Origin of the sequence: Pseudomonas iridis (assembly GCF_017980685.1) — a bacterium.
Lineage (GTDB): Bacteria > Pseudomonadota > Gammaproteobacteria > Pseudomonadales > Pseudomonadaceae > Aquipseudomonas > Aquipseudomonas iridis.
The window spans coordinates 41069-60759 of record NZ_JACXXO010000016.1 but is presented as its reverse complement, the minus strand read 5'-3'; the positions used below and the strand labels follow the sequence as shown (position 1 = coordinate 60759).

The 19691-nt window shown below is 59.5% G+C and carries 19 protein-coding genes; 5 read left to right on the top strand and 14 right to left on the bottom strand.

From position 1 onward, the window contains the following. Window positions 1–94 precede the first annotated feature (94 nt). Both pgeF and rluD read right to left on the bottom strand, forming a co-directional pair. Window positions 95–817: a peptidoglycan editing factor PgeF gene (pgeF, locus tag IEQ42_RS21875; RefSeq protein ID WP_210705172.1), complete on the bottom strand. Its 723-nt coding sequence runs from the start codon at window positions 815–817 to the stop codon at window positions 95–97. Continuing rightward, window positions 814–1776, bottom strand: a complete 963-nt coding sequence (rluD, locus tag IEQ42_RS21870) for a 23S rRNA pseudouridine(1911/1915/1917) synthase RluD (protein WP_210705170.1) — start codon at window positions 1774–1776, stop codon at window positions 814–816. The genes pgeF and rluD overlap by 4 nt, the downstream gene beginning before the upstream one ends. 151 nt (window positions 1777–1927) lie before the next feature. Here rluD and IEQ42_RS21865 point away from each other — a divergent pair, with 151 nt between their 5' ends. From IEQ42_RS21865 to IEQ42_RS21850, 4 genes are all read left to right on the top strand, one after another. Beyond that, window positions 1928–2944 (top strand): outer membrane protein assembly factor BamD, encoded by a 1017-nt coding sequence (locus IEQ42_RS21865; RefSeq protein ID WP_042561129.1) that lies wholly within the window; start codon window positions 1928–1930, stop codon window positions 2942–2944. A 126-nt stretch (window positions 2945–3070) separates the two neighbouring features. Next, window positions 3071–3304 (top strand): PP0621 family protein, encoded by a 234-nt coding sequence (locus tag IEQ42_RS21860; RefSeq protein ID WP_042561130.1) that lies wholly within the window; start codon window positions 3071–3073, stop codon window positions 3302–3304. Continuing rightward, window positions 3294–4883: a sensor histidine kinase gene (locus tag IEQ42_RS21855; RefSeq protein WP_210705168.1), complete on the top strand. Its 1590-nt coding sequence runs from the start codon at window positions 3294–3296 to the stop codon at window positions 4881–4883. Before IEQ42_RS21860 ends, IEQ42_RS21855 begins: the two co-directional genes overlap by 11 nt. Next, window positions 4880–6226 carry a sigma-54-dependent transcriptional regulator gene (locus IEQ42_RS21850; RefSeq protein ID WP_210705166.1) on the top strand — a complete coding sequence of 449 codons (1347 nt, stop codon included), beginning with the start codon at window positions 4880–4882 and terminating at the stop codon, window positions 6224–6226. The genes IEQ42_RS21855 and IEQ42_RS21850 overlap by 4 nt, the downstream gene beginning before the upstream one ends. 129 nt (window positions 6227–6355) lie before the next feature. Here IEQ42_RS21850 and thiO read toward each other — a convergent pair whose 3' ends face one another. From thiO to IEQ42_RS21815, 7 genes are read right to left on the bottom strand one after another with little or no spacing between them, the layout of a single operon-like run. After that, window positions 6356–7456: a glycine oxidase ThiO gene (thiO, locus tag IEQ42_RS21845; RefSeq protein WP_210705164.1), complete on the bottom strand. Its 1101-nt coding sequence runs from the start codon at window positions 7454–7456 to the stop codon at window positions 6356–6358. Window positions 7457–7513: 57 nt separating this feature from the next. Further along, entirely contained in the window at window positions 7514–7915 is a 402-nt protein-coding gene (locus IEQ42_RS21840) for a type IV pilin protein (protein ID WP_047303296.1), read from the bottom strand. A 15-nt stretch (window positions 7916–7930) separates the two neighbouring features. Then, on the bottom strand, window positions 7931–11020 hold the full coding sequence (locus IEQ42_RS21835; protein ID WP_210705163.1) for a pilus assembly protein: 3090 nt from the start codon (window positions 11018–11020) through the stop codon (window positions 7931–7933). Then, window positions 11007–11486, bottom strand: coding sequence for a pilus assembly PilX family protein (locus IEQ42_RS21830; RefSeq protein ID WP_210705162.1), 480 nt, complete (start codon window positions 11484–11486; stop codon window positions 11007–11009). Before IEQ42_RS21830 ends, IEQ42_RS21835 begins: the two co-directional genes overlap by 14 nt. An 11-nt stretch (window positions 11487–11497) precedes the next feature. Continuing rightward, window positions 11498–12211, bottom strand: coding sequence for a PilW family protein (locus IEQ42_RS21825; RefSeq protein WP_210705161.1), 714 nt, complete (start codon window positions 12209–12211; stop codon window positions 11498–11500). Then, complete coding sequence (gene pilV / locus IEQ42_RS21820; RefSeq protein WP_210705160.1) at window positions 12208–12669, bottom strand: type IV pilus modification protein PilV; 462 nt, start codon at window positions 12667–12669, stop codon at window positions 12208–12210. The genes IEQ42_RS21825 and pilV overlap by 4 nt, the downstream gene beginning before the upstream one ends. Next, window positions 12666–13139 carry a GspH/FimT family pseudopilin gene (locus IEQ42_RS21815; RefSeq protein ID WP_210705159.1) on the bottom strand — a complete coding sequence of 158 codons (474 nt, stop codon included), beginning with the start codon at window positions 13137–13139 and terminating at the stop codon, window positions 12666–12668. The genes pilV and IEQ42_RS21815 overlap by 4 nt, the downstream gene beginning before the upstream one ends. A gap of 130 nt (window positions 13140–13269) precedes the next feature. On the opposite strand from IEQ42_RS21815, the gene IEQ42_RS21810 reads away from it, so the two are divergent. Further along, window positions 13270–13824 (top strand): GspH/FimT family pseudopilin, encoded by a 555-nt coding sequence (locus IEQ42_RS21810; protein ID WP_210705158.1) that lies wholly within the window; start codon window positions 13270–13272, stop codon window positions 13822–13824. Here the strand turns inward: IEQ42_RS21810 and ispH are convergent. From ispH to ribF, 5 genes are all read right to left on the bottom strand, one after another. Beyond that, on the bottom strand, window positions 13796–14740 hold the full coding sequence (gene ispH, locus IEQ42_RS21805) for a 4-hydroxy-3-methylbut-2-enyl diphosphate reductase (protein ID WP_210705157.1): 945 nt from the start codon (window positions 14738–14740) through the stop codon (window positions 13796–13798). The genes IEQ42_RS21810 and ispH overlap by 29 nt on opposite strands. A 138-nt stretch (window positions 14741–14878) precedes the next feature. Then, window positions 14879–15316: an FKBP-type peptidyl-prolyl cis-trans isomerase gene (gene fkpB, locus IEQ42_RS21800; protein ID WP_181818467.1), complete on the bottom strand. Its 438-nt coding sequence runs from the start codon at window positions 15314–15316 to the stop codon at window positions 14879–14881. Between the two features lie 7 nt (window positions 15317–15323). Continuing rightward, window positions 15324–15836 carry a signal peptidase II gene (lspA, locus tag IEQ42_RS21795; RefSeq protein WP_042561143.1) on the bottom strand — a complete coding sequence of 171 codons (513 nt, stop codon included), beginning with the start codon at window positions 15834–15836 and terminating at the stop codon, window positions 15324–15326. Beyond that, window positions 15829–18660, bottom strand: a complete 2832-nt coding sequence (gene ileS, locus IEQ42_RS21790; protein ID WP_210705155.1) for an isoleucine--tRNA ligase — start codon at window positions 18658–18660, stop codon at window positions 15829–15831. The genes lspA and ileS overlap by 8 nt, the downstream gene beginning before the upstream one ends. A 13-nt stretch (window positions 18661–18673) precedes the next feature. Beyond that, on the bottom strand, window positions 18674–19612 hold the full coding sequence (gene ribF, locus IEQ42_RS21785) for a bifunctional riboflavin kinase/FAD synthetase (protein ID WP_042561145.1): 939 nt from the start codon (window positions 19610–19612) through the stop codon (window positions 18674–18676). Between the last annotated feature and the right edge of the window lie 79 nt (window positions 19613–19691).

Sequence of the window (19691 nt, the reverse complement as noted above, 5' to 3'; positions counted from 1 at the left end):
ACCATCCTGAATAAAGAAACCTGCCAGATACCACTGTAGATGCGGTCGATTCTGGGAGATTCAAGCGTCGGAGAGTTGATGCAGATCAGAGAGTTTAGCGGGAGAGCCAAACAAGGGAGGCGAAACGACCGGTGCGCGACGCACGGCGGTAAGAAAAGAAGCGCGGATCGGTCACGGTGCAGAAACCGCCACCATAAACAGCCGTGACACCCCGCTCAGCCAGACGCAGGCGCGCCAGCAGATAGATGTCAGCCATGAACTTGCCGGCATTGTCGCTCGGTACGAACGCTTCTGCTGCTTCAGGCAGTTGATTGATGAAGACTTCCCGTACTTCCGGACCGACTTCAAAGGCTTTCGGGCCAATGGCCGGACCGAGCCAGACCAGCACGTCTTCGGCCGGGACATCGAGCGTGTCGAGCGTGGCTTCGAGTACGCCCGCCGCCAGACCTCGCCAACCGGCATGGGCTGCCGCAACACGAGTGCCCGCGCGATTGCAGAACAGAGCTGGCAAACAGTCCGCCGTCATCGCCGCGCAGGCGATACCGGGCGTTGCAGTCCAGCTGGCATCGGCCGTAGCCACAATGCCTGGGTCAGCCTGTGCCACGGCAATCCCGTGAACTTGCTGCAACCAGGCAGGTTTTATAGAGAAGTAATCGGTCAGTCGCCGACGATTCTCGGCAACAGCCTCGGGACGATCATCAACATGATCACCCAGATTGAGGCTGTCGAACGGCGCCTCGCTGACACCTCCCTCGCGGGTGGTAACACAGGCCCTGACGCTGGCCGGCGCAGGCCAGTCCGGCGTCAGCCAGTTCATCCGATGAACGCCTCGCGATCCTGTTTGAGCAGGGTCAGCAGCCAGACGAAATCTTCCGGCAACGGCGATTCCCAGCTCATGCGCTGACCGGTCGTCGGATGATCCAGCTCAAGGAAACGCGCGTGCAGTGCCTGACGCGGGAACTGCTTGAGGGTTTCGACCATGTTCACGTTCGCGGCTGGCGGAATGCGGAAGCGACCGCCGTACGCCGGATCGCCGACCAACGGGAAGTTGATGTGCGCCATGTGCACGCGAATCTGGTGAGTACGACCGGTTTCCAGTTTGACCCGCACGTGAGTGTGGGAACGGAAACGCTCCAGCACGCGATAGTGGCTGACGGCAGGCTTGCCGCCCTCCATCACCGCCATGCGCTGGCGCTGCTGGCCGTGACGACCGATCGGGGCGTTGATCTTGCCCCCGGCGGTGACCACGCCAATCACGATGCACTCGTAGATCCGGCTGACGCTGCGACTCTGCAATTGAGTAACAAGCTTTGTCTGCGCCTGAATGGTCTTGGCCACCACCATCAGACCGGTGGTGTCCTTGTCCAGACGATGCACGATACCGGCGCGCGGGACATTGATGATGTCCGGCACATGGTGCAGCAAGGCGTTGAGCAGCGTGCCATCAGCGTGACCGGCAGCCGGGTGCACCACCAGGCCCGCAGGCTTGTTGATCACCAGGATGTCGTCATCTTCGTAGACGATATCGAGTTCGATGTCCTGGGCGATCCACTCACCCTGAGCTTCCTGCTCGGCAGTCAGTTCAAGGATGGCACCGCCATGAACGATGTCGCGCGGGCGGATGACCGCCCCGTCCACAGTCAGGCGACCTTCTTTGATCCAGGCGGAAAGGCGCGAGCGTGAGTGCTCAGCGAAGAGTTGGGCAGCGACTTGATCGAGGCGTTGGCCGCCCAATTCGGACGGCACCTCTGCGCGAAGTTCAATTTTCTCGGACATGCTCTGACTGTGCGTCGGCACAGCTTTTGGTTTCGGCTGCGCGCTTGTGGTTAAATACGGCGTCTTTTGCCCCGAGGCTTTTCAACGGGGCGCTCATCATAACAGGACGGCCCCGCCCAAGACAGCGGCCGTCATAGGGACGCAAGCCGCCATGCAAGTGAAACACCTGCTGCTGATCGCCATCCTCGCATTGACCGCTGCTTGCTCATCGAAGGAAGTCGTAGACGAAAACCTGAGTGAAGCCGAGCTGTATCAGCAGGCTCAGCAGGACCTGGACAACAATAGCTACACCAGCGCCACAGCCAAGCTGAAGGCCCTGGAGTCGCGTTATCCGTTCGGTCGCTACGCTGATCAGGCACAACTCGAACTGATCTACGCCAACTACAAGAACGCTGAGCCGGAAGCTGCAAAGTCTGCCGCCGAGCGTTTCATTCGTTTGCATCCGCAGCATCCGAACGTGGATTACGCGTATTACCTCAAGGGTCTGACTTCCTTTGACCAGGACGTCGGCCTGCTGGCGCGCTTCCTGCCGCTGGACATGACCAAGCGTGACCCGGGCGCTGCCCGCGACTCCTACAACGAGTTCGCACAGCTGACCAGCCGCTACCCGAACAGCCGCTACGCGCCGGACGCCAAGCAGCGCATGATTTACCTGCGCAACCTGCTGGCCGCCTACGAAATCCACGTAGCCGACTATTACCTGACCCGTCAGGCTTACGTCGCCGCCGCCAACCGTGGCCGTTATGTAGTGGAAAACTTCCAGGAAACCCCATCGGTCGGCGACGGCCTGGCGGTGATGACCGAGGCTTACCAGCGTCTGCACCTGGACGAACTGGCCAACACCAGCCTGGAAACGCTGAAGCTCAACTACCCGGATCACCCGACCCTGCAAGACGGCCAGTTCGTGCCAAGGGTTGCAGAAGCCGACAACCGTTCGTTCCTGAGCAAGGCGACCCTCGGCCTGATCGAGTCGCGTCCGCCACTGCCGCCGGGAGAGACCCGCGCCAACCAGGACGTGCAGAAGCAGTACCAGGACGCGAAAGACTCGATCCCGAACGAGCTCAAGCCTAAAGACGAGAACGGCGACGTGATCGAAGAGCCGGAGCCGGAATCTGCCGACACCGACCGCTCGTGGTTCAGCTACATGACTTTCGGCGTGTTCGACTGATCACACCGGATGCACAGAAAAGGGAGATCTTCGGATCTCCCTTTTTCATTACCGCCCTTAATAGCGCTGTGCGCTTGTCAGGACCTTGGCTAAACTGCCGAATCATCCGTCGAAAAGCCGCTCATCATGCTTCGTTTATTGTTCTGGATTGCCCTGATATTTGCCGCGATTTGGTTGTGGCGCAAGTTCAAGGCCCCTGCTTCGTCCGCCCAGTCTCCTCGCGAGCAAGATGCTGCGCCGATGGTGCGCTGCGCCCATTGCGGCGTGCATCTGCCCCGCGACCGCGCGCTGAGCCTTCAACAACAGTGGTATTGCAGCCAGGCTCACCTCGAGCAAGGCCCAGGTTCCAGTGATCGCTGAGGCCTCCCACGCCGACAGCAAACAGGCTCAGCGTCTGCTGCGCCTTTATCATCTTTACCGTTTAAGTGTCGGCATCACCTTGGTGCTGCTGATCTCCAGCAACATGGACAATCGCCTGCTGACGTCGGCCAACGACGATCTGCTGCGCAACGGCAGCTGGCTGTATCTGGTGCTGAACATTTTGCTGGTGGTGTTCCTGGAGAACACCCGACGCCCCGCGCAATTGTTCAGCCTGGCGCTGGTCGACGTTCTGATGCTGTGCGGCTTGTTCTACGCGGCTGGCGGCGTGGCCAGTGCGCTCGGCAACTTGCTGATCGTTTCTGTGGCGATCAGCAATACCTTGCTGCGCCGCCGCATCGGTCTGCTGATCGCCGCCATCGGTGCCATCGGCATTGTCGGTTTAAGCTTTCTGCTGAGTTTCAGCCACCCCCTGAGCGCCAACGAATACCTGCAGGCCGGCACCCTCGGCGCGTTGTGTTTTGCCGCGTCGTTGCTGGTGCAGGGGCTGGTCCGGAGGCTGGAGGTCAGCGAAACCCTGGCCGAGCAAACCGCCAGCAAAGTGGTCGGCCTGGAGGCTCTCAATGCGCTGATCCTGCAACGCATGCGCACCGGGATCCTGGTGCTCGACGAACAACGCCGGGTACAACTGGCCAATCACAGCGCGCAGACCCTGCTCGCGCAATCGCACCTTCAGGGCCATTTGATCGACGATTACTCGACCGCGCTGGTCGAACGCCTGCAACTGTGGCTGAACAACCCGACACTGCGCCCACAAAGTCTGAAAATCCCCGGCAACGGTCTGGAACTGCAACCAAGCTTCATCGCCCTCGAACAAAGCCCCAATCAACAAACCCTGGTGTTTCTCGAAGACCTCGCGCAGATCGCTCAACAAGCCCAGCAACTGAAACTTGCCGCGCTCGGGCGTTTGACGGCCGGCATTTCCCACGAGATTCGCAATCCGCTGGGCGCCATCAGTCATGCCGCGCAGTTGTTGGGGGAGTCCGAGGAACTCGATAGCGCGGATCGGCGTCTGACGCAGATTATTCAAGACCACTCCCAGCGCATGAACCGAGTTATCGAAAACGTCCTGCAACTGTCCCGCCGTCAACAGAGCGCTCCACAACGGCTGGACCTCAAGCCGTGGCTGGAAAACTTCGTCACTGAGAGCCGCATGCAGGCTACCGAACGGCAGAAGATTCATCTGCGGATCAACTCGGGCGACTTCGCCACCCTGATGGATCCCAACCAGCTCACACAAATTCTCGACAATCTTTTACGCAACGGCTGGCGTCACAGCGCCATGCTGCATGATCAGGCCGAGGTCTGGCTGGCCCTGTTCATCGACCCCGAGAGCCAACTGGCGGTGCTCGAAGTTCAGGACAACGGCCCCGGCGTACCGCTTGATCAGCAAGCGCATCTGTTCGAACCGTTCTTCACCACCAGCAGCCAAGGCACCGGCCTGGAGCTTTATCTGTCCCGTGAGCTGTGCGAAAGCAACCAAGCGCGCCTAGACTTCAATCCACGCCAAGGCGGCGGCTGCTTTCGCATCACCTTTGCTCACGGACGGAAACAAAGTTGAACACGAGCCCACGGCAAAAAATCCTCATCGTCGACGACGAACCCGATATCCGCGAACTCCTGGAAATCACCCTGGGACGGATGAAACTCAACAGCTACAGCGCACGCAATCTGGGCGAGGCCCAGGCGCTGTTGCAGCGCGAGACCTTCGACCTGTGCCTGACCGACATGCGCCTGCCCGATGGCACGGGGCTGGAACTGGTGCAGCATATTCAGCAACGTTATCCACAACTGCCGGTGGCGATGATTACCGCGTACGGCAGCCTGGAAACGGCAATCAATGCGTTGAAGGCGGGAGCTTTCGACTTTCTGACCAAACCGGTAGATCTCACCCGCCTGCGGGAATTGGTCTCCACAGCACTGCGCATGCCCGCCGCTGGCGACGCAAGCACCTCAATTGATCGACGCTTGCTGGGTGATTCGCCGCCGATGCGCAACCTGCGCAAACAAGTCGACAAACTCGCTCGCAGCCAGGCCCCGGTGTACATCAGCGGTGAATCCGGCAGCGGCAAAGAGCTGGTCGCACGACTGATCCACGAACAAGGGCCTCGCGCCGGCAAGCCGTTCGTGCCGGTGAACTGCGGGGCAATACCTTCGGAACTGATGGAAAGCGAGTTTTTCGGCCATCGCAAAGGCAGTTTTACCGGCGCGGTCGAGGACAAACCGGGCCTGTTCCAGGCAGCACAGGGCGGGACATTGTTTCTCGATGAAGTGGCGGACTTGCCACTGTCGATGCAGGTAAAGCTGCTGCGGGCGATTCAGGAAAAAGCCGTACGCAGTGTGGGCGGTCAGCAGGAAACCGTGGTCGATGTGCGCATTCTCTGCGCGACGCACAAGGACCTCGACGCAGAAGTCGCCGCCGAACGCTTTCGTCAGGATCTTTATTACCGGCTAAACGTGATCGAATTGCGTGTGCCGCCCCTGCGCGAGCGACGGGATGACATTGAGGTGTTGGCGGCGCACATGCTTCAGCGTCTGGCCAAAGACACCGGCCAACCAGCGGCATGCCTGCATCTGCACGCTTTGGAGGCTCTGAAAAACTATCGGTTTCCGGGGAATGTGCGGGAACTGGAGAACGTGCTCGAACGGGCGCATACCTTGTGCGAGAACCGTACGATCGAGGCTGAAGATTTGCGCTTGAGCGAGGGCAACTGTGCGGCGGATGGCGCGATTGCCGATCTGACGCAGATCGACAATCTGGAGGATTATCTGGAGAACGTCGAACGTAAACTGATTTTGCAGGCGCTGGAGGAGACCCGCTGGAATCGGACGGCGGCGGCGCAGCGGTTGAGTCTTTCGTTCAGGTCGATGCGTTACAGACTGAAAAAACTCGGTCTGGATTGAGGGCCCTATCGCGGGCCAGCCCGCTCCCACAGGTTTTGTTGGTGTACATGGGTTCGATTAACACCACGAACACTGTGGGAGCGGGCTTGCCCGCGATGGCGATCTAACAGACGCCTGGAAAATCCACGGCTAAATACGGCCTTCAGGCGCATACGCCGCCGGATCAATAATCGGCGCTCGCCCCAGCATCACATCGGCAAACAACTGACACGACGCCGGCGCCAACACCAACCCGTTGCGGTAATGCCCGCAATTGAGCCACAGCCCCTCAAACCCTGGCACTCGGCCAATGTAGGGAATCCCCTCCGGCGAACCCGGACGCAACCCTGCCCAATGCCCCACCACTTCGGCATCCGCCAGTGCAGGCAACAGCTCAACCGCCGAAGCCTTGAGGCTTTGCAACGCCACATCGGTCGGGGTCTTGTCGAAGCCTTCATGTTCCAGCGTGCTGCCAATCAGTATGTGCCCGTCACGACGCGGAATCGCATAGCGCCCCTTGGCCAGCACCATGCTCGGCAGAAAGTCAGCCGCACACTTGTAGAGAATCATCTGGCCTTTGACTGGCTCGACGGGCAGCGTCAGATCCAGCGTCTTGAGCAGATCACCGGTCCACGCGCCAGCCGTCAGCACCACCTGATCGCCAGTGATCACGCCAGTGGAAGTCTGCACGCCAATAACCCGCTCGCCCTCGCGAACAAAACCGCTGACTTCGCACTGCTCGTGAATAGTCACGTTCGGCAGCGCCAGCAAGGCTGCCTTCAGGGATTTCACCAGGCGTGGATTTCTCACATTGGCCACATTGGCCATGTAGATAGCCCGCGAGAATCCAGCACCGAGCACCGGCACGGCATCATGCGCCGCCGAGATATCCACAGCCCGCAACGGACGGTTTTCCCGCTCAGCCCACGCCAGCGCGTCGGCTTCGTCGTCCAGATCCAGCCAGTACAGGCCCGTGGTGTGGACTTCAGGATCAACGCCAGTGTCGGCAAACAAACGCTCGCCGAGCTGTGGATAAAAATCCTGCGACCAGTGCGCCAGGGCGGTGACCGCCGGGCTATAGCGCCACGGATACAGCGGAGAAACGATACCGCCGCCCGCCCAGGACGATTCCTGGCCGACATTCGATCGGTCCAGCAGCACCACGCTGCGCACTTCGGAGGCGAGGTTGTAGGCGGTCAGCAGGCCAATCACCCCGCCACCGACAATCACCACTTGCTGTTGCCTGGTCATGTTTGATCCAACCGTAAAAAAGACAGTGGGCGCAAAAGGCGCCCGAAGATAAGCGCCTCAGCGGCCCCAGCAATCCTTGGTGGTCAGCCCGGTGGTCGCGTTGTTCATGCTTCTGACACCGGTGTTGGTCAGGGTGAAATCCCCGCACTTGTCGGTGGCCATGGCCGTGCCCGTTTTACGGGCGGCCGTCAGCAGGAAGGTCTGATCAGTGATCGTCGGCGTAAGGGTGTAGAAATCATTGCCTGCGCTCAAACCGGTGATACCGGTGTAGACATTGTTCTTGGTGTAGAAACGTTCGAGGCTCTGTGCCTGCTCCGAGAGCAGCGACACCACTTCGGCGCGGCGGCCTTTCTTCACGTATTCGTTGTAGCTTGGAATGCTGATGGTGAGCACAATCCCGATGATCGCAATCACGATCATGATTTCGATCAGGGTGAAACCTCGGTTGGATCTGCGCATGCCTCAAACTCTCACTTACTGTATTTGTCGCCACATGATACGACGACTACCGCCGCCGCCCTTTTCAACAATGATGGTGATGGTGCCGCTGGTGTCGGTCATGCCTTTGCGTTTGCCGTCACTGGAGATGAAGTTCAGCGTCGGAATGCCGCCAGTGAATATCACGCCACTGGAGATCGTGTCATTGCTGTCGACCAGGTTGTCGGAATTGGTGTCGAGCACGGCATAGTTGAGCATCTTACCGCTGAACGCATCGAGTTCGACCAGTTTGCCGGTACCGAAACTCGCACAGGGATCGGTGGTGTCGACGCTGGCCGTGGTGAAGACGATACGGCCCAGCACGATACTCGCTTGATTGATGACTCGCTCGCCGGTCAGCACGTTGTTGTACACCAGCGGCAAGTACCAGCCCTTCTCCCCCGGATACGTCGTGTCGTTCTGCGTGGTGGTCAGGAATTGCCCGGAACTGCCAGAGAACGAGCCGGTAATCGCCTGCGGCTGCAAGTTGCCGACAGTGAGCTGCCCGGACCCGCCATCGGCATCCCACACTGAATAGAACGCCTGCAAATCCTTGTTGGTCTTGTCGGCGGTTTCGTTGAATTTACCCGTACCGACGAAGATCTGTTTACCGCCCGATGCGTTGTCCGCCAGCAAAGGTTGCGCCGTGATCGGCTGCGTCGCCCCGCCCGCCGTGGTGAACAGCGGCTTGCCGGAAAACGCCACGCCCCAGCTGTCGGGCGCAGTGGCGCTGAGGTCGAATTTCCACAACCGCCCTTTCAAGTCACCACCATAGGCAGCCTGCACCACATTTTGCGAGTTGACCTTGAGCTTCACCGAGGACAAACCGTTACTGGTGTCCGTACTGTCGACAACGATTTTTTTGATCAGCGAACCGTCGCGTACATCCAGCACATATAGCGCTGCCAGCCCCGAATTGCTGCCATAACCATTGGAGATAAACGCCGCCCAGCGACCATCGGCCAAGCGTGCCACTTCCGGTCGCGCATAGGCATAACCCAGATCATTAAAAGCGTTGCCGGTGTTAGCGATGGTCGGTGCGCTGACTTCCCACAACGCACGCATCACGTTGCCTGCGGAAGCATCGAACAGTTGCAGCGCATAAAAGGTTTTGCCACCCGCACCGGTGCCGCCAATGGCCAGGGTTTTCCAGGCGTTGTTGAGTTGCGCGTCATACACGCCGACCTGGCCGTCGACCAGAAACTTGTGGCTGACGCCATTGATGTAGTTCGGGTCGGCGATCAAGCGCAACGACGGCAACACACTGGATGGCATGTAAGCGTAACGCCGGGTGCCATTGACCGAGTTGATGACGTTGACGAAACCATCATTGGCATTCACCACCAGGCTGGCGCTCATGTTCGCCGCTTTGGTCGTCAGGTAAGTGCTGTAAGTGGTGTCGTTCGACAGGTCGGAGGCGGTTTTGTCCGCAGGCGAGGCCAGCACCAATGGCGAGTTGATGATGTCGCCGAGCAATACGCTGCGCACCTTGAGCCCGCTCTTGTTGGTGCCCTTGCTCCACTCCACCAGATCAATGCCGGTGATACCGGTGGGCAGGCCCTGACTGAGTGTCGTCTGCTGCGCGGCGGAAAAATTACCGTAGGCCAGCGTGACGGCGGCGTTACTGGAGGTGTTCCAGGATTGGTAAGTCGGCGCCGTGGCCCCGGGGACAATTGTGGTGTCGGTGTTCCAGAGTGCCGTCGAGGTATTAACGGTTCCGGCCGATGTGAAGCCGAATGCCTTGATCGTGCCGCGCCAGTCCTTGGGGTCATAGGTGGTTTGATAGAAACTGCTGTTACTGCTGAGGGTGGCTCCGCTAACGGCACCAGCACCGCCCGAACCGGCCTTGGAGGTGATGTCGCTCAGCGCCGACGACAACGCAGCATTGAGGCCAGCGCTGTCGGTTGCCTGATAGTACCGGCCCTGCCCGTAACTCGCTGCGTCCGAGAGCATGTCGTTGTCAGCGGCGAAGCCCACGGTGTAGGTGTTCATGTTCTGCTTGGGGAAATCCACTGCGTTCCAGCTCTTGCCTGCCGCGTCGGTGCCGGTGGAGCGCATGTCGATGTCGTAGGCAAATTTGGCGATGTCATCCAGATACAACGTGTCGCCCTCACCGTCGCCGTTAAGGTTGTTGCCGTCATTGTTGACGCCGTCCCAGTTCGGCAACCGGTTTGTGCCCAGCGGATCATTGGTCGGGAAGGTACGGTCGAAAGTCGGCAAGCCGTCAGTAATCACCACGCCGTAATTTTTCTGGCAGCGGTACTGGATCGGGCTGGTGTAGGTAGTCGGCGTACTGTTATAGAACGGCGCCATGCCGCGCATATAGCGAGTGACTTCGTAATAGGTTTCCGCCAATGGCGTGTTGGACACGGCGCTCAAGTTGTTGATCGAGGAGATCAACACGTTGTAATTGGAGTTCGCCTGGGCTTGGGTCACGCTGCCGGCGACCGGAGACAGATCAGCAATGGAACGGGCAATGTAACCTCCATTGCCAGAGTTGCTGCTGGTCGCCGGGTTGAACGTCGACAGGCCCATGCGCAAAGTGCGGTTACTGCTGACCAGTGCCGTGGATACGTTGCGTGCGACGTTGATTCGGTAATCGTTGGGGATCGCCCCGGTGGTGAAGTCGCGGGTGCCATTGTTGATGGCAAGACCAACCACGTACGAAATGTAATCCCCTGAATAGCGGGTATTACCGCCACCCACCGGGTCCGGCAGTTTCAGGCAAAGCGGCGCAAGGCTGTTGTTGTAAAACGCATAGGCACCGCCAGAGCAACCTGAGGTCGGCAGACTCGACAAGAACACTGTATCGCCCGTAATCGCTGGCGCATTCAGGCCTGAGCATAACCCCAGAAACGCATTGCACTCCCGGGCGGGCGTGCGGTTGAGCGTCGGATCGAATCCCGCCGCATAGATGATGCTGTTCATGCTCCCCGAATTGTCGATCAGCAACATAACGTTCGGTGGCACCGCCGCCGCACTCAGCAATGGCGAGTCAGACGGCGTGAACGCATAAGCCGGTGCGGCCAGATAGAAAGTCAGCAACATGCCGGCCAGCACAGATGCGCAGCGTTCAAAACTTCGCATAGATGCTCTCCACAACGCTACGCGAAGTACCGGCGATGCCGACAGCGGTCACCCGATAAAGCGTCGCCGAAGTGTTGCTCGGCACATTCACGGCGGTCAGCGTCGTACCGATGTTCTGCACACCATAGAAACCGTTGCCTGCGGCGATCCAGAGTACCCCTGAGGTCGAATTGAGCCCCGCCGTACTCACCACCGATGACTCGGCTGGCGGCGCACATTGCGTGGTGCCGCTGCACACTGCCAACGCAAAACTGTCCAGTTGCACCGCGCTCTCGCCCACACGCAACGCCGCTTCGGCGGTCTGAAATGATTGATTGCGCAGGCCTACGCTGCCGGCCATTTTTTCCTGCAGGTTGGCACTCTGCATCGATGACAGGCCGATCATCGTCATCAGCAACAGAAACACCAGACTGACCAGCAGCACCATGCCCTTCTGCGCCTGACGCTGATGGAGAGAAATCCTCATCGCCCTGACCCTCACTGCAAGCGGTTGCGCAAAGCGGCAACGACGTTGAAGGTTTGATTGCGCACCCGGTTGTTGGGGTCGGCGAGGGTCAGGCTCAGGCGCACGCTGCGAATACGTGCCGGATCGCCCGGATTGGTGCTGTAGGTCGAGGCTGCGACATCCGTCGCGGAACTCGCCAGACCGAATGTCACGTTGAAAGCACTGACGTTATTCACCAGCACCTGTTGCGCCGGATTGCCGCTGCCAGTCCCCATCAATATCTGGTTGTTGCTGAAGTTGTAGATCAGACGTCGTATCGGGAATGCGATCTGCCCGGTTGCCGGGCTTCGCAACCCGGTGTAGGCCGTCGCGCTGTTGCGGCAATCAGACAGCACTGTCCAGGTGGGTGTGCCGCCGCTACCACCAATATCCGCCGTGACTAGCGTCAGTTTGAGATTGGCGTTATCCCAATTGATCGGCGTGATCTGCGCCGCATTGAAGTCGCCGGCATTGCTTGAATCGGTGATGGTGCCAAGGCAGCCGAACATCCCGACCATGCGGATTTCCTGAATCATCTTGCTCAACACGAAGCGCGCGTCTTCCTGCATGGCAGCAGCGCTGTTCTGGCTGACATAGGTATTTTTTGCGGCGATGAAAATCTGCACCACGCCCAACACCACGATCAGCCCCAGCGCCAAAGCGACCAGTAATTCGATAAGACCGAAACCACGGTTTTGGCGCTTCATGGCGTGACCACCGGATCAACGGCGGCGCGACTGCTCAGGACAAAACTGCGTTGAGCATTGGCCGTGTTGGCCGCGCGCGCGTCACTCCAGGTGATGGTGATGGTGTAAACCCGCTGGTTGAGGGTGATGCTGCCCGTCGCGGTCGGCCCGCCGAAGTTGACGATACTGGTGGTGAAATCGTAGAGATCCTGATCCCGGGCGTTGCCAGGGTTGGCCGAGGTCGGAGGCGTAACGGTGTAATTGGCACCGGAGTTGGCACCGGAGTTGGCACGGATGCGGTCCATCATGTCGTAGGCGATGAAACTGGCCTGACTGGTCATGCGTGAACTGTCGGTGTATTTCAGCGCATTGATTTGCACCGCCGCCGCCCCTAGCAGCCCGACCGTCAGAATCAACAACGCGACCAGCACTTCGATCAGCGTCATGCCCTGCTGTACGCCTTTGCTCCCTGCCCTCATCCGCAACTTCCACCCAATTGAATTCGTCCGTTCAAACACACGTTAAGCGTCCTGCTCTGCGTTCCCAGCGTGTAACTGATGACCACTGCCGTTGAGGGTGCGGCCAGACCGCCGAGGTTGTTGAAATCCAGCGCGGTCACTCCTGAGGTTAGCGTCAGAGTGGCGCCGCTGCTCATCGCCGGAACAACCCGCAACACATTGGCCGCAGTGCCAGTACCGTCGTAGACAGCCAACTCACCGGTCCAGACGCTGCCCCCGGCGGTCGGACGCAGACGCAGCGTCGCGCCGCGGTCAATCGCTTCGAGCCTGGCGAAATTGATCGCCCGTTGCAGATCGCCCATTTCGGTATCGGCCTTGCTGCTTTGTATCGATCGGGTGAAAGCGGGCACCGCCAGTGTGATCAGGACCAACAAAATCGCGATGGCGACCAGCAACTCGATCAGCGTGAAACCTTTTGTACGATGATCCATCGATGCCCTCCGTTGCCGTCGGCTATACCTGCTTCTACACGCTAGAACATTCAACCAATACATGTCGGTTGATTTACTCGCAGCGGCGCAGGGAACGCGTCGCTGATCACACTCCAGGGAGGGCGTTTTCATGTCGCAACAAGGCTACAGCCTGATCGAACTGCTTATGGGACTGGCGATTGGCGCAATTGTTCTGCTGCTGGTCAGTCCGGCGTTTGCCACGCTTACCGAATCGAACCAGCGCGACCAGGCAGCGCAGTCATTGATCGAGGGTATTCGCAACGCCCGCACAACAGCCATCACGCGCAGTCAGACCACGGTGATTCATGGCATCAACGGCGATTGGAGTCAGGGTTGGCGGATCATTCTGGATATCAGCGGCAAGGGCGCGGAGGACAGCAACAACCCGCTGCTGATGGAGCATACGAGCGATGCGAAGGTACCGATTGTCGGCAATTGGCTGGTGAATCGTTATGTGCGGTTCAGCAATCTTGGGCAACCGCTGATGCCCGGGCGCAGATTTCAGGCCGGGACGTTACATATCTGCTCGACTCGCGAGGCGGTCAGCCAGCGCCAGATAGTGCTGGCGGCGACCGGTCGCGTGCGCCTGAGCAGCGAAAAGACTGAACAGGCGCTGTGTCAAAAAGCCAAAAGCGTTAAATCGAACGGACGCGCAGCTCTTTAGGCATGGAGAAGGTGATGTTCTCTTCGCGCCCGGCCAGCTCATCGGCGCCGGTAGCGCCCCAGGCGTGCAACTGCTGAATCACGCCGCGCACCAGCACTTCCGGCGCGGAAGCACCAGCGGTGATGCCGATATGCTCGACGCCATCGAACCAGCTCTTTTGCAGGTCTTCTGCGCCGTCGATCAGGTAGGCCGGGGTGGCCATACGCTCTGCCAGTTCACGCAAGCGGTTGGAGTTGGAGCTGTTCGGGCTACCGACCACCAGCACCACGTCACACTCGTCGGCCAGTTGTTTGACGGCGTCCTGACGGTTTTGTGTGGCGTAGCAGATGTCGTCCTTGCGCGGCCCACCGATGGCCGGGAAGCGCGTACGCAGCGCATCGATGACACGACTGGTGTCGTCCATCGACAAGGTTGTCTGGGTGACGAAGGCCAGCTTCTCCGGGTTGTGCACTTGCAATTCGGCGACGTCTTTTTCGTCTTCGACGAGGTAGATCGCGCCGCCATTGCTGGCGTCGTACTGGCCCATGGTGCCTTCGACTTCCGGGTGACCGGCGTGGCCGATCAGGATGCATTCACGACCGTCGCGGCTGTATTTCGCGACTTCGATGTGCACCTTGGTGACCAGCGGGCAGGTAGCGTCGAACACTTTCAGGCCACGACCAGCGGCTTCGGTACGCACGGCTTGCGATACGCCGTGAGCACTGAAGATCACGATGACGTCGTCCGGCACCTGATCCAGTTCTTCAACGAAGATCGCACCACGGCTGCGCAGGTCTTCGACGACGAACTTGTTGTGCACCACTTCATGGCGCACGTAGATCGGTGGCCCGAAGACTTCCAGGGCGCGGTTGACGATTTCGATCGCCCGGTCCACACCGGCGCAGAAGCCACGGGGATTGGCGAGTTTGATTTGCATGCTATGCCTCGTGTCTTGCGCGCGAAAACAATGAATTACCAACTGGGTGGGAGCGAGCCTGCTCGCGAAAGCTGATTGACATTCAACATCGATGTCGCCTGACACACCGCTTTCGCGAGCCGGCTCGCTCCCACATTTTTACAGCGCTTTGACGGAAATGATTTCCACGTCAAAGGTCAACGTCTTGCCCGCCAGCGGGTGGTTGAAGTCGATGGTCACTTGCGCGTCATCGAACTCTTTCACCACGCCCGGCAGCTCAGTATTGGCCGCATCGTTGAAGATCACCAGCAAACCGGGAGACAGTTCCATGTCGGCAAACTGCGAGCGCGGGATGATCTGCACGTTCTGCGGGTTCGGTTGACCGAAAGCGTTTTCCGGCTCGACGGTCAGGGTACGCTTGTCACCAGCCTTGAAGCCGAACAGCGCCGCTTCAAAACCCGGCAGCAAGTTGCCGTCGCCGACCTTGAAGGTCGCCGGAGCCTTGTCGAACGTACTGTCGACGGTGTCGCCGTTCTCCAGGCGCAATGCAAAGTGCAAAGTGACTTCCGTGTTCTGGCCAATGCGTTGCTCAGCCAATACTTGTTCAGTCATGAGCGGCCTCTTCGGTTTTCTTGGATTTGAACATATCCAGTGCCAGCATCACCGCGCCAACGCTGATAGCGCTGTCGGCGATGTTGAACGCCGGGAAGTACCAGCGGTTCTGCCAGTGCACCAGAATGAAATCGATTACATGGCCCAGGGCCACGCGGTCATACAGATTGCCCAACGCACCACCCAGCACCAGCGCCAAAGCGATGGCCAGCCAGGTTTCGTTGCGCCCCAGACGCTTGAGCCAGACCACCAGCACCGCACTGACCACAATCGCGATCAGGGCGAACAGCCAGCGCTGCCAGCCGGAGCTGTCAGCCAAAAAGCTGAAGGCAGCGCCGGTGTTGTAAGCCAGGGTCCAACTGAAGTAATCGGGGATGATCACGATCTGCTGGAACATTTCGAGCTTGTTTTCAAAGTAGAACTTGCTGGCCTGGTCGATGACCAGCACCAGCAAGCTCAACCAGAGCCAGCCCAACCGTCCGAAACGGCCAATGGCATTAGGCATAGTGACGAACCTCGCCAGCGCCGCTGATGTTGTCGACGCAACGACCGCAGATTTCCGGATGTTCCGGGTTCACGCCGACGTCTTCGCGGCAGTGCCAGCAGCGAGCGCACTTGGCGAATGCCGATTTGACGATCTTCAGCTTCAGGCCGCTGACTTCGGTAGCCACTGCGTCGGCCGGAGCCTGCACGAATGGTGCAACGCTGGCGGTCGAAGTGATCAATACAAAGCGCAGTTCGTTGCTTAGCTTGGCCAGGTCGGCAGTCAGAGCCTCTTCGGCAAACAGCGTCACTTCGGCTTGCAGGTTGCCACCGACAGCTTTCGCTGCACGCTGGATTTCCATCTCTTTATTGACCGCGACTTTCACTTCCATGATGCGATCCCAGTACTCACGGCCCAGCTCGAAGCCTTCCGGCAGTTCGGTCAGACCTTCGTACCAGGTGTTGAGCATGACGGATTCGTTACGCTCGCCCGGCAGGTATTGCCACAGCTCGTCGGCAGTGAAGGCGAGGATCGGCGCGATCCAGCGCACCAGCGCTTCAGAGATATGGAACAGCGCAGTCTGGCACGAGCGACGTGCCTTGCTGTCGGCGCCGGTGGTGTACTGGCGATCCTTGATGATGTCGAGGTAGAAACCACCCAGCTCCTGCACGCAGAAATTGTGAATCTTGGAGTAGACATTCCAGAAACGGTATTCACCGTAGTTCTCTTGCAGCTCGCGTTGCAGCAGCAAGGTGCGATCCACCGCCCAACGATCCAGCGCGAGCATTTCTTCAGCCGGCAGGATGTCGGTGGCCGGGTTGAAACCGGTCAGGTTGGAAAGCAGGAAGCGTGCGGTGTTACGGATCCGACGGTAGGCATCGGCACTGCGAGCGAGGATCTGCTCGGACACGGCGATTTCGCCGGAGTAATCGGTCGAAGCCACCCACAGACGCATGATGTCGGCGCCCAGGGTGTCGTTGACTTTCTGCGGTGCGATCACGTTGCCCAGGGATTTGGACATCTTGCGGCCCGCTTCGTCGACGGTGAAGCCGTGGGTCAGCAGTTCGCGGTACGGCGCGTGGTTGTCGATGGCGCAACCGGTCAGCAGCGACGAGTGGAACCAGCCACGGTGTTGGTCGGAACCTTCCAGGTACAGGTCGGCGCGTGGACCGGTTTCGTGGCCCATCGGGTGCGAACCGCGCAGGACGTGCCAGTGCGTGGTACCCGAATCGAACCAGACGTCGAGGGTGTCACTGATCTTGTCGTACTGCGGCGCTTCATCACCCAGCAGTTCGGCAGCGTCCATCTTGAACCAGGCTTCGATGCCTTCGACTTCAACGCGCTTGGCCACTTCTTCCATCAGTTCGACGGTGCGTGGGTGCAGCTCGCCGCTTTCCTTGTTGAGGAAGAACGGGATCGGCACGCCCCAGTTGCGCTGACGCGAGATGCACCAGTCGGGACGGTTGGCGATCATCGAGTGCAGGCGCGCCTGGCCCCAGGCTGGAACGAACCTGGTTTCTTCGATGGCTTTGAGCGAGCGAATACGCAGGGTGTCGCCGCTGACCGGCTCTTTGTCAATACCGATGAACCACTGCGCGGTGGCGCGGTAGATCAGCGGGGTCTTGTGACGCCAGCAGTGCATGTAGCTGTGTTCGATGACGGTGGTGTGCATCAGCGCACCGACTTCGGTCAGTTTTTCAACGATGGCCGGATTGGCCTTCCAGATGAACTGGCCGCCGAAGTATTCCAGCGTCGGCACGTAAACGCCGTTGCTCTGAACCGGGTTGAGGATGTCATCGTTGACCATTCCGTACTTCTTGCAGGTCACGAAGTCGTCTACGCCATAAGCCGGGGCGGAGTGAACCACACCGGTGCCAGCGCCCAGTTCGACGTAGTCGGCCAGATACACCGGCGACAGACGGTCATAGAACGGGTGACGGAAGTTGATCAGCTCCAGTTCTTTACCGGTGGTGGTCGCAACCACCGAACCTTCCAGGCTGTAACGAGCCAGACAGGCTTCGACCAACTCTTCAGCCAGCACCAGCAACTTGTCGCCGACATCAACCAGCGCGTAGTTGAATTCCGGGTGAACGTTCAGCGCCTGGTTGGCCGGGATGGTCCACGGGGTGGTGGTCCAGATCACGATCGAGGCAGGCTTGGCCAGCGACGGCAAGCCGAACGCGGCAGCCAGTTTGGCCTCGTCAGCAATCGGGAAGGCCACGTCGATGGTCGACGACTTCTTGTTTTCGTACTCGACTTCCGCCTCGGCCAAAGCCGAACCACAGTCGAAGCACCAGTTCACAGGCTTGAGGCCCTTGAACACGAAACCGCCCTTGACGATTTCGGCGAGAGCGCGGATTTCACCGGCCTCGTTCTGAAAATTCATGGTCTTGTACGGGTTGGCAAAGTCGCCCAGCACGCCAAGGCGGATGAATTCGGACTTCTGCCCTTCGATCTGCTCGGTGGCGTAGGCACGGCACAGTTCGCGGGTCTTGTCCGCGCCCAGGTTCTTGCCGTGGGTCACTTCAACCTTGTGCTCGATCGGCAGGCCGTGGCAGTCCCAGCCAGGCACGTACGGCGCATCGAAACCCGACAGGGTTTTCGAGCGGATGATCATGTCCTTGAGAATCTTGTTCAGAGCGTGACCGATGTGGATCGTGCCGTTGGCGTACGGAGGGCCGTCGTGCAGGACGAACTTCGGACGATCCTTGCCAATCTCGCGCAACTTTCCGTACAGGCCAATACTGTCCCAGCGCTGCAGAATCTGCGGTTCGCGCTGTGGCAGGCCGGCCTTCATTGGGAAGGCGGTGTCCGGAAGGTTTAACGTGGCTTTATAGTCGGTCATTTAAGGCTCTTCATTAGCGATGGGCGCTAGGTGCGGCTAGTGCACGGGCGGTGGCGACATCCGCATTGATCGCCGTTTTCAGCGCCTCCAGAGAGGCAAATCGCTGCTCTTCACGCAGCTTCTGGTGGAAAACCACCGTCAAACGCCGGTCATACAGATCGCCGGCAAAATCTAAAAGATGGACTTCAAGGTGGGCCTTGCCATCACCTTGTACCGTGGGCCGTACGCCAATATTGGCGACGCCGGGCCAGGTCTTGCCGTCGATGTCGACATCCACCAGATACACCCCGGTGAACGGTACGCGACGACGCTTGAGTTGAATATTGGCAGTGGGCGTACCCAATTGCCGAGCCAGCTTCTGGCCATGCAGCACACGACCGGCGATGCGGTACGGGCGGCCGAGCAAACGTTCGGCCAAGGCAAAATCGGCGGCGGCCAAGGCGTTACGCACCTGAGTGCTGCTGACGCGAATGCCATCCAGCTCGACGGTTTGCGCGGCTTCGACGGTAAATCCGTGAACCTGCCCGGCCTGCAACAGGAAATCGAAATCGCCGAGGCGGTCGCAGCCAAAGCGGAAATCGTCACCGACTTCCAGATGCTGCACGCCGAGCCCGTCCACCAGAATGGTGTCGACGAACTCACTGGCGCTGAGCTTGCTCAGACGCTGGTTGAAGGCCAGGCACAGGACCCGGTCGACACCTTCGGCGGCCAACAGCTGCAGTTTGTCGCGCAACCGGGCCAGACGTGCCGGCGCGGTCTCGGGGGCGAAAAACTCCCGTGGCTGCGGCTCGAAAATAACCACGCAGCTGGGTACGCCCAACTCGAGCGCACGCTCACGCAGTCGGGCCAGGATAGCCTGGTGACCACGGTGAACACCGTCAAAGTTGCCAATAGTGGCGACGCAGCCCCGATGCTGGGGGCGCAAGTTGTGGAGGCCTCGAACCAGCTGCATAACGCGCTTCTTGCTCATAAAGTGGTCGATTATAACCACACCCGACGGTCGACGACAGGCAACACCGTAACGCAAAGTG

Coding starts and splice junctions, on each gene's coding strand:
- thiO (WP_210705164.1), bottom strand. CDS start 7,456: ATGACCAGGCAACAGCAAGTGGTGATTGTCGGTGGCGGGGTGATTGGC.
- IEQ42_RS21840 (WP_047303296.1), bottom strand. CDS start 7,915: ATGCGCAGATCCAACCGAGGTTTCACCCTGATCGAAATCATGATCGTG.
- ribF (WP_042561145.1), bottom strand. CDS start 19,612: ATGCAGCTGGTTCGAGGCCTCCACAACTTGCGCCCCCAGCATCGGGGC.
- IEQ42_RS21810 (WP_210705158.1), top strand. CDS start 13,270: ATGTCGCAACAAGGCTACAGCCTGATCGAACTGCTTATGGGACTGGCG.
- lspA (WP_042561143.1), bottom strand. CDS start 15,836: ATGCCTAATGCCATTGGCCGTTTCGGACGGTTGGGCTGGCTCTGGTTG.
- ileS (WP_210705155.1), bottom strand. CDS start 18,660: ATGACCGACTATAAAGCCACGTTAAACCTTCCGGACACCGCCTTCCCA.
- IEQ42_RS21830 (WP_210705162.1), bottom strand. CDS start 11,486: ATGAGGATTTCTCTCCATCAGCGTCAGGCGCAGAAGGGCATGGTGCTG.
- IEQ42_RS21835 (WP_210705163.1), bottom strand. CDS start 11,020: ATGCGAAGTTTTGAACGCTGCGCATCTGTGCTGGCCGGCATGTTGCTG.
- IEQ42_RS21865 (WP_042561129.1), top strand. CDS start 1,928: ATGCAAGTGAAACACCTGCTGCTGATCGCCATCCTCGCATTGACCGCT.
- IEQ42_RS21815 (WP_210705159.1), bottom strand. CDS start 13,139: ATGGATCATCGTACAAAAGGTTTCACGCTGATCGAGTTGCTGGTCGCC.
- IEQ42_RS21860 (WP_042561130.1), top strand. CDS start 3,071: ATGCTTCGTTTATTGTTCTGGATTGCCCTGATATTTGCCGCGATTTGG.
- pgeF (WP_210705172.1), bottom strand. CDS start 817: ATGAACTGGCTGACGCCGGACTGGCCTGCGCCGGCCAGCGTCAGGGCC.
- rluD (WP_210705170.1), bottom strand. CDS start 1,776: ATGTCCGAGAAAATTGAACTTCGCGCAGAGGTGCCGTCCGAATTGGGC.
- pilV (WP_210705160.1), bottom strand. CDS start 12,669: ATGAGGGCAGGGAGCAAAGGCGTACAGCAGGGCATGACGCTGATCGAA.
- ispH (WP_210705157.1), bottom strand. CDS start 14,740: ATGCAAATCAAACTCGCCAATCCCCGTGGCTTCTGCGCCGGTGTGGAC.
- IEQ42_RS21825 (WP_210705161.1), bottom strand. CDS start 12,211: ATGAAGCGCCAAAACCGTGGTTTCGGTCTTATCGAATTACTGGTCGCT.